At 62.7% G+C, this 12,994-nt stretch carries 7 protein-coding genes; 3 read left to right on the top strand and 4 right to left on the bottom strand.

What is annotated here, in order from left to right; all coding sequences use genetic code 11:
* The first annotated feature begins 13 nt into the window (after positions 1-13).
* Positions 14-952, top strand: coding sequence for an alpha/beta hydrolase (locus ABKA19_RS10115; protein WP_353688792.1), 939 nt, complete (start codon positions 14-16; stop codon positions 950-952).
* Positions 953-1,413: 461 nt separating this feature from the next.
* Positions 1,414-5,361, top strand: a complete 3,948-nt coding sequence (locus tag ABKA19_RS10110) for a methylmalonyl-CoA mutase family protein (RefSeq protein WP_353688791.1) — start codon at positions 1,414-1,416, stop codon at positions 5,359-5,361.
* Between the two features lie 64 nt (positions 5,362-5,425).
* Here the strand turns inward: ABKA19_RS10110 and ABKA19_RS10105 are convergent, their stop codons facing one another.
* The 4 genes from ABKA19_RS10105 to ABKA19_RS10090 all read right to left on the bottom strand — a co-directional run bounded on the left by ABKA19_RS10105 (position 5,426) and on the right by ABKA19_RS10090 (position 11,885).
* The gene (locus ABKA19_RS10105; RefSeq protein ID WP_353688790.1) at positions 5,426-8,056 is read right to left on the bottom strand and encodes an AAA-like domain-containing protein; all 2,631 of its coding nucleotides are present in this window, start codon (positions 8,054-8,056) and stop codon (positions 5,426-5,428) included.
* Positions 8,053-9,672: an esterase/lipase family protein gene (locus ABKA19_RS10100; RefSeq protein WP_353688789.1), complete on the bottom strand. Its 1,620-nt coding sequence runs from the start codon at positions 9,670-9,672 to the stop codon at positions 8,053-8,055. The genes ABKA19_RS10105 and ABKA19_RS10100 overlap by 4 nt, the downstream gene beginning before the upstream one ends.
* Positions 9,673-10,121: 449 nt before the next feature.
* Entirely contained in the window at positions 10,122-11,009 is an 888-nt protein-coding gene (locus ABKA19_RS10095; protein ID WP_353688788.1) for a nuclease-related domain-containing protein, read from the bottom strand.
* A gap of 24 nt (positions 11,010-11,033) precedes the next feature.
* Positions 11,034-11,885 (bottom strand): protein NO VEIN domain-containing protein, encoded by an 852-nt coding sequence (locus ABKA19_RS10090; RefSeq protein WP_353688787.1) that lies wholly within the window; start codon positions 11,883-11,885, stop codon positions 11,034-11,036.
* Positions 11,886-12,101: 216 nt separating this feature from the next.
* Here ABKA19_RS10090 and ABKA19_RS10085 point away from each other — a divergent pair, with 216 nt between their 5' ends.
* Complete coding sequence (locus ABKA19_RS10085; protein WP_353688786.1) at positions 12,102-12,572, top strand: hypothetical protein; 471 nt, start codon at positions 12,102-12,104, stop codon at positions 12,570-12,572.
* Positions 12,573-12,994: the final 422 nt, after the last annotated feature.

The raw sequence follows: 12,994 nt of genomic DNA, 5'->3' as shown, positions 1-12,994 counted from the left end.
AGGAGCCCTCGCCATGGCCGCCGTCGCGCCCGTCTCGCCGCCGCAGAAAAGCACGACCGTTCGCACGCCCGCCGCCCCGCGGCTGCTGCGCGCCGCCTTCGCCATCGGCAGCTGGGTGATGCCCGAGGTGACCGTGCGCCGCGCCTCGCGCCTGTTCGGCACGCCGATGGCGTCCTCGCGCAGCCGCGCCCTGGCGGCCGAGGCCGGCGACGCGCGCGTGGGCGAGGTGATGAGCGAAGGCCACGCCGTCGCCACCTACGCCTGGGGCGATCCGGCCACGCAGCCCTACGTGCTGTTCTCGCACGGCTGGTCCAGCTTCGGCCTGCGCTGCCGGCCGTGGATCGCGCCGCTGCGCGAGGCCGGCTATGCGGTGGTCGCGTTCGACCATCCCGGCCATGGCCGCAACGAAGGCGGGCGGGCGATCCTGCCATCGTTCGCCGCCGCGCTGGCCGCGGTCGCGCGCCCGCACGGCGCGCCGGCGGCGCTGGTCGCCCATTCGATGGGTGGCGCGGCGGCGCTGCTGGCGCTCAGCGCCGGGCTGCGCGCCGGCCACGTGGTGCTGGTCGCCCCGGCCGCCGACCTGCGCGCGGCCGGCGGCCGCTTCGGCCGGATGATCGGGCTGGCGCCGCCGCTGGTGGCGCGCATGTTCGAGGGCTTCGAGCGCCAGATCGGCCTGCCGGTGGACAGCTTCGCCGCCCAGCACCACGCCCCGCGCATGGCCGCGCCCGCGCTGGTCGTGCACGACCTGGAAGACGACGACGTGCCGTGGGAGGAGGGCGAACGCTACGCCCGCCTGTGGCCCGGCGCGCGCCTGCTCAGCACCACCGGCCTGGGCCACCACCGCATCGCCGGCGATGCCACGGTGATCGAGGCGGCGCTGCGCTTCCTGCGCGGCGAAGCGGTGGGCGAGCGCGTGGTGTCCTCGCCGAACCTGACGTTCGGGTTCGAGTGAGGGGCCGGCGAACGCAGGACAGGCGTGCGGCCGCGCGCGGCCGGACACCCTCGCGGCGCGGGTGACTGCACCGCCGGCAAGACATCCGCGTGGCGCGAAGGACCGCGCCGCCGGCAAGCCCGCCCCCTCGATGGGCGGTCTCCCCAGGGCGCCCGATGGCCGGGCGGGGCGGGCTTGCCGGCGGCGTGGAAGCTGCCCTTGTAGGAGCCGGGGAGACCGCACCTGCGTCCGCGTCCGATGCCTGCCCCCGTAGAGCCGGGCTTGCCCGGCTGAACCGCCCGCCGCGCACCAGCCGGGCAAGCCCGGCTCTACGAGAGGCCACCAGCCGGGCAAGCCCGGCTCTACGAGACGCCGCCGGTCACGCGCCGGCGCTTCGACCAAAGTCACGCTGCAGCGCACCCATACGTTTCGCGTGCAAGCACTAGAATCGGGCCCAAGTCCTTGATTCCAGCAGCGCACGCATGAGCACCCCCGCCAGCCCCCGCTCCTCAGATGTAATCCCGGTCGTCAACCCCGACGCCACCCCGTTGCGTTTCGTCACCGCCGCCAGCCTGTTCGACGGCCACGACGCGGCGATCAACATCATGCGCCGGCTGATCCAGGCGCAGGGCGCCGAGGTCATCCACCTGGGCCACAACCGCAGCGTCGAGGACGTGGTGCGCGCCGCGCTGCAGGAGGACGCCGACGCGATCGCGCTGTCCAGCTACCAGGGCGGCCACGTCGAGTATTTCAAGTACATGGTCGACATGCTCAGGGAGCACGGCGCCGCGCACATCCGCGTGTTCGGCGGCGGCGGCGGCACGATCACCCCCGAAGAAATCCGCGAGCTCGAAGCCTACGGCGTCGAGCGCATCTACCACCCCAACGACGGCATGAAGATGGGGCTGGTGGAAATGATCGAGGACGTCGTCGCCCGCGCCGCCGGGGCGCGGGAAAAGAAAGGGGGTCAGGTTCACTTTCCCCCCGACATCGCGCCAGCCGCTTCGTCCGCGAAGGGGAAAAGTGAACCTGACCCCCTTTCTTCCTACCCCGACGAGATCACCATCGGCCGCGCGCTCAGCGCGATCGAGGACGGCGAACTCGGCGAGCCCGAGCTGGCGAAGCTGCGCAAGCAGTGGCAGCTGGCCGCCGGCCGCACCCCGGTCATCGGCATCACCGGCACCGGCGGCGCCGGCAAGTCCTCGGTCACCGACGAACTGCTCAACCGCTTCCTCTCCAGCTTCCCGTCCATGCGGATTGCCGTGGTCTCGGTCGACCCGACCCGCCGCCGCAGCGGCGGCGCGTTGCTCGGCGACCGCATCCGCATGAACTCCCTGCGCAGCCACCGCGTCTACATGCGCTCGATGGCCACCCGCCGCCAGAACGTGGCCACCAACGCGGTGCTCAAGGACTGCGTGGCCTACCTCAAGTCGCTGGACTTCGACCTGGTGATCGTGGAGACCGCCGGCATCGGCCAGTCGGACTCGGAGATCGTCGACCTGGTCGACTTCCCGATGTACGTGATGACCTCCGACTACGGCGCCGCCAGCCAGCTCGAGAAGATCGACATGCTCGATTTCGCCGAGCTGATCGTGCTCAACAAGTACGACCGCCGCGGCGCCGAGGACGCGCTGCGCGACGTGCGCAAGCAGTGGAAGCGCAACCGCGTCGCCTTCAACGTCAAGGACGAGGACATCCCGGTCTACCCGACGATCGCCTCCCAGTTCAACGACCCCGGCATCAGCTGGATGTTCGCCAACCTGTGCCGGCTGCTGCGGCAGAAGCTGGGCCTGTACAACCGCGACGCACCCCCTGTAGGAGCCCATCTCATGGGCGACACGGGCAATGGAGCGACGAAGTCGCCGGATACCCATGCCACGCCGCAGAACGCGGCCCAGGACGCGTCCGTCGGGTCGCCCATTAGATGGGCTCCTACAACGGCGGGGCGCTGCGACTTCCGGCCGGATATCGACACCAGCCTCAAGGAACCGCGCGCCACCGTGCTGATCCCCGGCGCGCGGGTGCGCTACCTGGCCGAGATCGCCGAGCAGGGCAGGGCGATCAACCGCAGGATCGAGACCGAGGCCGAGACCGCCAGCCGTGCGCAGTCGTATTGGGAGTCGCTGCGCGACCTGGGCGACGACCGCCTGCCCGAACCGCTGGGCCTGTATCCGGCCGATGCCTTGCTGCCGGCGCTCCAGGGCAGCGGGGCAAGCCCCGCTCTACGCGCCGCCGCCTTGGGCGCCGATGCCGGCCCCGACCACGGGGGATCCCCTGTAGGAGCCCATCTCATGGGCGACACGGGCAATGGAACGGCGAAGGCGTCGGATGTGCCGGCTACGCTGGCGAACGCGGGGCAGGGCGAGGCCGTCGGGTCGCCCATGAGATGGGCTCCTACACAGGGAGCGCTGGACCGGTCGTTGCTCACCCTGCGCCAGCGCTACAACGACGCCGTGCAGTCGCTCTCCAGCGACTCCCTGCGCAACCTGCGCGAGTGGCCGCAGCGCCTGAAGTCCATCACCGACGAATTCACCGAATACCAGGTCCGCAACAAGGCCATCCGCGTCGAGAACTACCGCGAATCGCTCAGCCACCAGAAGGTCCCCAAGATCGCCGCCCCCACCTACAAGTCGTGGGGCGAGCTCCTGACCTTCCTCGGCAAGGAGAACCTGCCGGGCAGCTATCCGTACACCGGCGGCGTCTACCCGTACCGTCGCACCGGCGAAGACCCGATCCGCATGTTCGCCGGCGAGGGCACGCCCGAGCGCACCAACCGCCGCTTCCACTACCTGTCCGCCGGCCAGCCGGCCGCGCGCCTGTCCACCGCGTTCGACTCGGTCACCCTGTACGGCGAAGACCCGGCGCCGCGCCCGGACATCTACGGCAAGATCGGCAACTCCGGGGTCAACATCCCCACCCTGGACGACATGAAGAAGCTGTACTCCGGCTTCGACCTGTGCGCGCCGACCACCAGCGTGTCGATGACCATCAACGGCCCGGCACCAATCATCCTGGCGATGTTCATGAACACCGCCATCGACCAGCAGGTGGAGAAGTACCTCAAGGCCGACCCGCAACGCTGGGCGCAGGCGCAGAAGAAGATCGACGCGTTCTTCGAAGGCCGCGAGCGCCCGCGCTACCACGGCGACCTGCCGGCCGGTAACGACGGCCTGGGCCTGGGCCTGCTCGGCGTCACCGGCGAGCAGCTGCTCGACGCCGACACCTATGCGGCGATCAAGGCCGAGACGCTGAAGACGGTGCGCGGCACCGTGCAGGCCGACATCCTCAAGGAGGACCAGGCCCAGAACACCTGCATCTTCAGCACCGAGTTCGCCCTGCGCATGATGGGCGACATCCAGCAGTACTTCGTCGACCACCAGGTCCGCAATTTCTACTCGGTGTCCATCTCCGGCTACCACATCGCCGAGGCCGGGGCGAACCCGATCAGCCAGCTCGCCTTCACCCTGAGCAATGGGTTCACGATCGTCGAGTACTACCTGGCGCGCGGCATGCACATCGACGACTTCGCGCCCAACCTGAGCTTCTTCTTCAGCAACGGCATGGACCCGGAGTACACCGTCATCGGCCGCGTCGCCCGCCGCATCTGGGCAAGAGCAATGCGCGAGCGCTACAACGGCAACGAGCGCAGCCAGATGATGAAGTACCACATCCAGACCAGCGGCCGCTCCCTGCACGCGCAGGAGATCCAGTTCAACGACATCCGCACCACGCTGCAGGCGTTGTACGCGCTGTTCGACAACTGCAACAGCCTGCACACCAACGCCTACGACGAGGCCATCACCACGCCCACCGAAGAGAGCGTGCGCCGCGCGGTGGCCATCCAGATGATCATCAACAAGGAGCTGGGGCTGAACTTCTGCGAGAACCCCTGGCAGGGCAGCTTCGCGGTGGAGTACCTGACCGACCTGGTCGAGGAAGCGGTCTACAAGGAGTTCGAGGCCATCAGCGAGCGCGGCGGCGTGCTCGGCGCCATGGACACCATGTACCAGCGCGGCAAGATCCAGGAAGAGTCGATGTACTACGAGCACAAGAAGCACAACGGCTCGCTGCCCCTGGTGGGCGTCAACACCTTCCTGCCCAAGGAACACGCCGGCGAGGTCGCCACCGAGATCGAGCTGATCCGCTCCACCGAGGCCGAGAAGGCCCAGCAGATCGCGAATGTTCATGGCTGGCAGGCCAACCGCAACCGCCTGGCCCCGGAAGGGGAGACCGGCCACGGCCACCGGGTGGAGGAGGGCGAGGACCCCGGCGAGATTCACGACGGCCACGGCCTGGCGTATCTTCAGGACACGGCGCGCAGGCGGGGGAACGTCTTTGCCGCGCTGGTGGATGCGGTCAAGACCCACAGCCTGGGGCAGATCAGCCATGCGCTGTATGACGTGGGTGGGGAGTATCGACGGAATATGTGATCGAAAAGAATCCTGGCGGAAAACAGTCGTTGGGTCATTGTGTACTTATCTTTCTCGCGGAACTTCATTCGGGTTGGTCCAGCAAAGTGGCGCGACCGTCACGCAGTAATGACTCGAATCGTTTGTACTTGCCTCGTTCCGTAGAGCCATCCGTAAGTCGGACAACAACGACCTCATTCCTGCCTAATTTTGGATTGGAGCGGTGCATGGTCTTCGGCGCAAATTCTTGCGGACACATCGACATCAATTGTCCAATCAAATGACGGGTGTAATCTGGCGAATAGAGTTCTGGTTTTGGACCGGAATAATCGTTAAGTGCATTGAAGAGCGCGCGCACATCGCTTCGGAGATTCGTCGTGCGCTGAAGGGCGACATTTGTGCAAAGTCGATAAAACTGATCTACGAGGCCTTCAAAGCTTCTGTTCGGCTGTGACAGGTCGAGTTCCGTGACGCCCAACGAGTTCAGTAGTTCGTCTGCTTCTTCTGCGCGCTTATCAGAAAGAAAAGTTCTGAGAACCCGGTGCGCTGCTCGTATGGCTGCGGCTTCGCTCCCCACGCCAGATGTGGCGACCCGAGACGCGAAGCGCTCTCTGTAATCAGCAATCTCGTCCGCGGGGCATACCGCAAGATTGAACGCGAACACGGACCAGTAGTCGGTGCTCTCTAATGATTCACTAAGTCTCGCGCCATCGCTGTAGAGCTTGAGCGCGACGCTATTGCGTTGCTGCGCGAACGCGAAGTTCGCGGCCATCATAATCACTCGATGTACCGAAACCTCATGGCCGACCTGGGAGTCGAGACAGAAGCTTAGGTAGGAGCTGAGTGCCTTAGTGGCGCGGGCACTACCGAACTCAAGCTCTAGTATCAGCGAGGCTGCGCGGTCGATAGAAAAGGCGAGTTGACGCTCCGCGTCAGGGCCGGCCGAAATTGCCACTCGGTTCTCAATGCAATACTGGGCGCAATCAATCACAGCCTCTACTCTTGCCGCGCCGTGCTCGAATTCCTTCGCTCGCTCTAGCATCAAGGTGGCTCGATCGCTGCGACTGGCGTGGTCGATGGCCTTGTCAATTGCTTCTCGAGCAGCGGGTCGATTTCCCTCCTTTAATTCCGCGACACAAACATTGTAGTGCGCCACGCATTGGTAGCGCTCCAGCATCTCTGGGGTAATCTGCGACGCCGCTGTGTTCGCAATCGGTGCAATAACTGAGCGGCAGAGCTCCTTAGCTTTGGCGGCATTTGGCGGAGTCAGTGCAAGGTACGCCGAAGATAGATTCAATTTCGCTTGATAGAAAGAGAGGGGCTGATCTTCGCCGGGACCGAATTCACCGATTAACTTCTCGAACGCAGCTATGCTGTCTTCGAGATTTCCAAGTATCAAGTGTGCATTCGCGATTTTTGAACGACTTGCGACATAGAAGTCAACAGACCTTGACTTGGGGAACGGTTGAGAGGTGAGCGTCTGTATGGCGCCTGTGTAGTCTGTAGTGAAGTACTGGCAAGTGCCTTTTCGAAGTGCAAAAAGATCGGCGTCCCCGATCGTGCCCTCATCTTCGCAAGCTCGATAAGCTGTCAGGGCCTCGGCATACCTCAGCTCAGCGAAAAGCCTATTTGCGTACTCAAGGGCAGAGTGTTCACTGCGTTCGATCCCCTCAATCCATTTTTCGGAAAGGGCCGACTCGATAATTCGGTTTTTTATGCGAATGCTTGAGCTCGGATCTGGTGTTGCAATGATGCCCGAGAGATAGAGCCTGCTCTTGATCTGATCAGAGATGGAAGTCGACTTTCCGTAGTGGAGTTCCATCACGGCGCTCCGAACCTCCTTGTCCGTCTCGACAAGGGTTCGAATATGGTCAATAGGCGGAAGGTCAAAGGTGCTTAGATAGAGTTTATCGACAATCTGATCGACGGTTGTCGACGTTATATCCCCGTCATAAGTCTCGATCGCGGAGCAAAGGTCCCACGTCATGCGCGGATTGCCTCCAGTCCAGCTAAAGATAGTGTCTATGACGCCTTCCGAAAGCGGTAAGCCTGCTTTCCTTACAAAGCCATTGAACTCCTCCCTGCTGAAGTCCTCGAGGTATATCTTCTCGCCAATATTAAACGGCGAGATTGACCTGTTCTTTATGATCTCTGTCGGCTCGGCGACACCGGAAAGCACATAAGTAAGCCTAGCGAACTCTACGAAGTTTGTTCGCCCCGAAAAGTATATGCTCCTAATGAGAGAGAAGACCTGATCGGAATAGTCAGTTTTAGTGAGTGCGTCTATCTCGTCCAAGCAGATTACTAGGCGGCCATCGCTCGCCTGCAGAATGTCGCGAAGTTCGAGTTCGTGCTCTTTATGTTCGAGCAGTTGCCGCGTTGAGCGCCGCCGGATTTCAATTCTCTCTGACGCCTCCCTAAGTGCTTCAGGGAAACTGTCAATGCACGTATCAATCAACATCCTAAAGAACGTTCGCAGATCCGGGGCGATGTTCGATACGTCTGCATAGACGAACTTGTCAGGCCCGCCCGCCATTGTCCTCTTGGCATTAAGAAGGAGGTTTGTCTTCCCCATCTGGCGGGCAACGAGAACATATCCAGGGCGGCCCATATCATTGAGGATGCGGGCGAGCTGACGATCTGCCGCGCGTTCAACGTAAAGTGCAGTGGGGATGATTGTGCATGGCTTAAGTACTGGGTTCTGTGCCAGCGTCATGGCCTGCTTCCAAGTTGTTCAGAGGTGCGCGTCAATGCGAAGGGAAGAGCGCGCTCGGCATCCGATGAGGCGAAATGGCGAATACGAAAGAGGGTTTTCAGGTAGCGCGGGGATCCGTTCGCTCGCGATATAACATGATTGAGGTCTTTCTCTTCAATTCGTAGTAAAGGAAGCTGTTTGGAGATTATTTCGTGAAGATTCCTCAGTTCACTATCCGTCCATGGTGCCGACTCAACGAAAGCGAACAGCTCATGGAGCTTTGCGGCCTTAGTTAAAGTTTCTGGAGCTGGCTGCGAGAGCGACGACACCGTAAAAAGTAGATAGCGATCATGAAAGCGCTGCTTCCAAGTTGTTAGTAGTTCTCCGAGTAAGCTCAATAATTCGCTACCAACGGAGCCGTTCGCGGCTACCTCGTCTATGTATATGGCGATATCGTTGGCCTCCTGCTTGGCTAGGAAGGCGGATATCCCGGCAAAGGTGGGTTCGATGTCGTTATCGCTTGCTAGTTGGCTAAAGGTGTCCGAGAACTCGCGTAGTAGCTCTTGTCGGCCGGCATCGCTTCCTTGTTGAGAAAGGCACAAGTGAAAATGTTGGCCACGCTGATGCGCAATGTATCGCTTTAGAGCGCAAGTTTTTCCTGTGCCTGACGCGCCGCTCAGCCAGAGGCTCTGTAAGGTTGCATGCCCGTGCAGGATTCTATCGAGGTCTCGTTCGAGATAGAACGGCTCGAATCTTGAGTCGTATACATCAAAGAGGGCGTCTATTGGCGCGATTAGGCGTTGAGTTGCGGTTTTCTGTGCGGGCTTGAGGTTCTGGTTTTCGCGCGTGAATTCTAGTTTGCTAAGGAAGTCGACTAGGAATTCGTGCGATGGATGTGAGTGGCTCGATGGTTTCGCAATAGAAGAGTGATCTGTTCTGGGGAGCGTCCGCCGCTCGCCAAAGTAGCGGCCGGCGGATCGCTTCTCCACGATTCGTGGAATCCATGGAATTCGCGAGAATAGCGGCGATTTATGCTCGACCGCTTCCGCGCCTTTGAACGTGTTCTCGGGGCGCATCTCCAGGAAGCGCATGAAGCGATCATCGAGATCTTCTAAAAACTCGTTGAATCCACGAAGCTGCTGGCCGGCCCGGTTTTTCCACAGAGCTGAGAGTGGGCTGAGCCAACTTCCATACTTGGATCCGAGGGAGGGGGATGCTATAAGGCAAAGAGCAATATTCTTTGACGAGAAATCCTCGCGGTACGCTTCTAGAATGTATCGCACAACGATTCCGCCAAGGCTGTGGCAAATAAACAAAATGTTTCTTCGGGTTAATGGCGAAGCCTCGCCTTGCGGTCCCGTTCTCTTAAGGGCGCCGATAAGTTCTCTTCCGCAGTCCTGCACTCCATAGTCATGGGAGTCGATAGCTGTGTGGTAGCCGCCTAGGAAGATCGATGCAGCGGGTAGACGAGAATCGGATTTGACTAAGTCAGGCCAGTACTTGCCACATTTGCTAAGCCAGCATTGCGTAGAGTTCGAAAAATACCCGTGGACGAACACTATTGTGTTGTCGGATGTTTCATCAATGTGATGCCAGCTATTGTTAGCTGGTCTCATATCCACGAGGGATGATGGCATTAGCGTGTTCACGTGGCCCCGATCGCCCTAATATCGCATCCGCGAGCGCGGAGACAAAGAGGGCGATGGTCTACCGAGGCTCAGGCCATGGAAATAGGGGAGGGAAATAGGCTTCAGAGTGCGCTTTCCTAGGGGAGTGCCGGCGGTCGCCCCACACCAGCCCCCATTCGCATGCGTGCATACCCCGCGACCCGCCACATCGGTGGGCGCCTGCCATGCCTTCCCGGTCGAGCGACGACCAACCGGCGCGCGGCGGATGCTTCGGTCGCCGTACCCCTGCAGAGACCCAAGGTTCGACGTCCCCTCATGGTCTACCGCTTCACGATTTCGCTATTGACCTCCACCCTGATCCTTGGCATCACTGGCTGCGCCATGCATTAGCGAGCGCACCAGGTGATTCGGAACAAGGTGCGCCATGGCTGGGACGCCGGGCCAGATTCACCTTTTCTCTAGTCGACGTTCGGATACTTCTGCGAGATGGCCTGGGCAATCAGCGAGCGCCTGGGTAGGTCCAGGATCTCCTCTCCATCCAGTAGGAACTCCGCCCCGCGCCCCATCGGGGTGAAGACGCGCACGTCGCTACGGCGAGCGGCGTCGGTGCGCTCGATGCACCAGCCTGGGAGGGCGATCGCCGGCACGACGGGTATCTCCTGGCCCAGGCTTTCCCTGAGATAGCGAGCCAGCCATTGGGCCTGGCGGCGGGCTTGGTCGACGGCCTTGGTGTCCACGAAGTCGGGGAATCGCAAGGCTGTCCCGTCGAAGGCGACCTTGTAGTGGCTATTGTCGTCGGACCCGTGGGGCTTACGGAACGACTTAGTCTCCACTGCATACACGCAGCGTGGGGCAATCACCACGTGGTCGATGTTGAAGCCTTCGCAAGGCACGTCGTGTGCAACGCTGCAGCGTGGGCCGACCAGGCGGTTGAGCGACTGGCCGGTGACCTGCTCGGCGACCTGACCTTCCTTGGCACGCAAATAGGCCTTGAGGTTGCGTATGTAGGACCAGAGGCCATAGGCGAACAGTGCCAGTCCTGCAAACAGAAATGCAGCCTCGACAATGCCGAAACTGAACTTTGTCCAGTCAACACGAGCGATCGCCCAGGCGCAAAGCATTATCGGCAGCGACAGGTACATGACCATGAAGTCCGCAATCATGTCGTCGCCATGCTTGTTGATCCGCGCCATGAGTTGCTGACCGGGGAGGTTGGCGATCTTCTTCCCATGGAGCGGTGACCGCCTGTTGCCGCGCTTGCGGGACAGTTTGGCGATCGCGACGCAGGCGAACATCAGGGCCGCTGTGAGCAGGAATGCTGAAAGGAATATGAGGTTCGAAAGCATGACGGGTTCCCTCTGTGCGCGGCTTCAGCCCGCGAGCCTGGCCAAGTACGACACCGCATCCAGCTGACAATGCCCGGCAATAGCGCCGGGCAGGCTGAACACCCGCGGCTTGTCGCGGAAGTCGAACAGCCGATACAGCTGGTACTGCGCGGCATCGCGCTCGGAACGCGCCAGCTCATTGCGACTGACGAAGAACGGCGTCAGCTCGCCGAAGGCAGTGGTCTTGACCTCGATCAGGCGCTCACGGCCGTCCTCTTCGAAGGACAGCACGTCGTAGCCCAGGCCGTCGCCCTGGGTGGCGGAGACGTGTTCGATCCTGTCGGCAAGGATCTTCTTGCCGGCGCCATGCAGACGCTGGGCTTCAAGTTCCAGTACGAATAGTTCGCCTGCCTTGCCGAGCGAGCGGTTGCGCGCTTCCTGGGCCAGGTAGTCGCGACGGGCTGGTGAGAAGCGCGGTGCGTACTCCGGCGGTGCTTCCTTGACTGCGGTGGGCTTGGGTATGGCGACCCACGCCTGGGCGAGCGAGTGGGGTTCGGCGGTGACCGCGGGACGCTGCACGGCATTCTCGACTGCGGCCTGCAGCGGGAGGTTGGTCTGCAGCTGGGCCTCGACAACTTCGAGCAGGAGCAGCTGGTAGTTCTCCAGCGCCTTGTAGCCGTTCACCGTCGGCCAGCCCAGCTCCAGCATCACCGCACTGATATTGCGGAATTTGTACTCGACCGAGGCTTTGCTGCGACCGTCCAGGCGCTCCATGAGCGCGAGGATGCGCTGGGTCTTGTTGAAGTTCTGCCCATTGAGCTGGAGCGCCAGCATCTGCAGGTAGTCGGCCACGCAGGCCTCCACCTCGATCCGCGACCAGTCTTCGCCCGTTGCCATCGTACCGCTCCCCAGTGGGTAGTCCACCGGGTACCAGGTTAACCCGCAGGCTTGGGGTGGGAGCACTAATCCCACACGGCGCTAGGAAAATTCCTACCCCAACACGCACCCATTTCCCACATCTCAACGCGGCCCGCGCCGACTACACCCGCGCTCCCTTTCCGTTGACCCTGCCTCGCCGGCCACCCCGGCCGGTCCAACGGAAGGAGAACCGCCATGACGCAGAACCTGGTGTCCCTGGAGTTGAGCAACGAGCAGCTGGCGCAGGCCGAGCAGGCCGTCACCGCGCTGGAACAGGCCCTGGCCGGGCTGGTGTCGCTGTCGATCGGCGAGCGCCGGCGGCTGACCAAGATGGGGCAGAAGTCGGAGGTGTTCTGCCGGCAGACCCTGCGGGTGCTGGCGCAGAACCCGCAGATCGTGCCGCCGGGGTTGGCGCTGGCCGAGGCGCAGGCCGACCTGCTGGCGCTGGACCAGCTGGCGCCGCTGCTGGACCGGGTGCAGCGCCTGGCCGAGCGCGGCCGCGACACCGAAATGGCACTGGGCGCCGACGTGATGGACGCGGCGCTGGAGGGCTATGCGCTGCTGAAGGTGTCGGGCAAGCAGCAGGGCCTGGATGGCTTGCGCAAGGAGCTTTCCAGCCGCTGGGCCCGCAGCCGCAGCGCCGAGCCGGAACCGGCCGAGGCCTGAGCCGCGCCGCCCGTTTTCCCTTTGCCTGATTTCCCCCGCCGGCGCCGACTCTCCCCTGCGCCGGGGTGCACCGTGGCCCGCCCGGGCCAATACCCCTCGTTGCACCTTCCACGGCCGCCCCGCCCACCTGGCGCGCGCGGCCGTTTCTTTTGCAACCACCAGAGTCCGGAACTCGGTCGATGGAGTTCCGGACTCGGTCCGCCGAGCTCTGAACTCGACCCGCCGAGCTCCGGACTCGGCGCGTGAAGATCGGAACCCGGTGCGTCGAGCCCGGGACTCGGCGCGTGAGGATCGGAACTCGGCGCGTCGAGTTCCGGACTCGGGCGATGAGGTGTTGAACTCGGCACGCAAGGTGCTGGACTCGACGGACCGAGCCCCGAACTCGGCGGTTCGAGTCGGGAATGCCGTCGGCCACGTTCTGG

The sequence above is a fragment of the Pseudoxanthomonas sp. Soil82 genome, assembly GCF_040446535.1.
Lineage (GTDB): Bacteria > Pseudomonadota > Gammaproteobacteria > Xanthomonadales > Xanthomonadaceae > Pseudoxanthomonas > Pseudoxanthomonas kaohsiungensis.
This window is presented reverse-complemented; position numbering and strand designations above follow the sequence as displayed.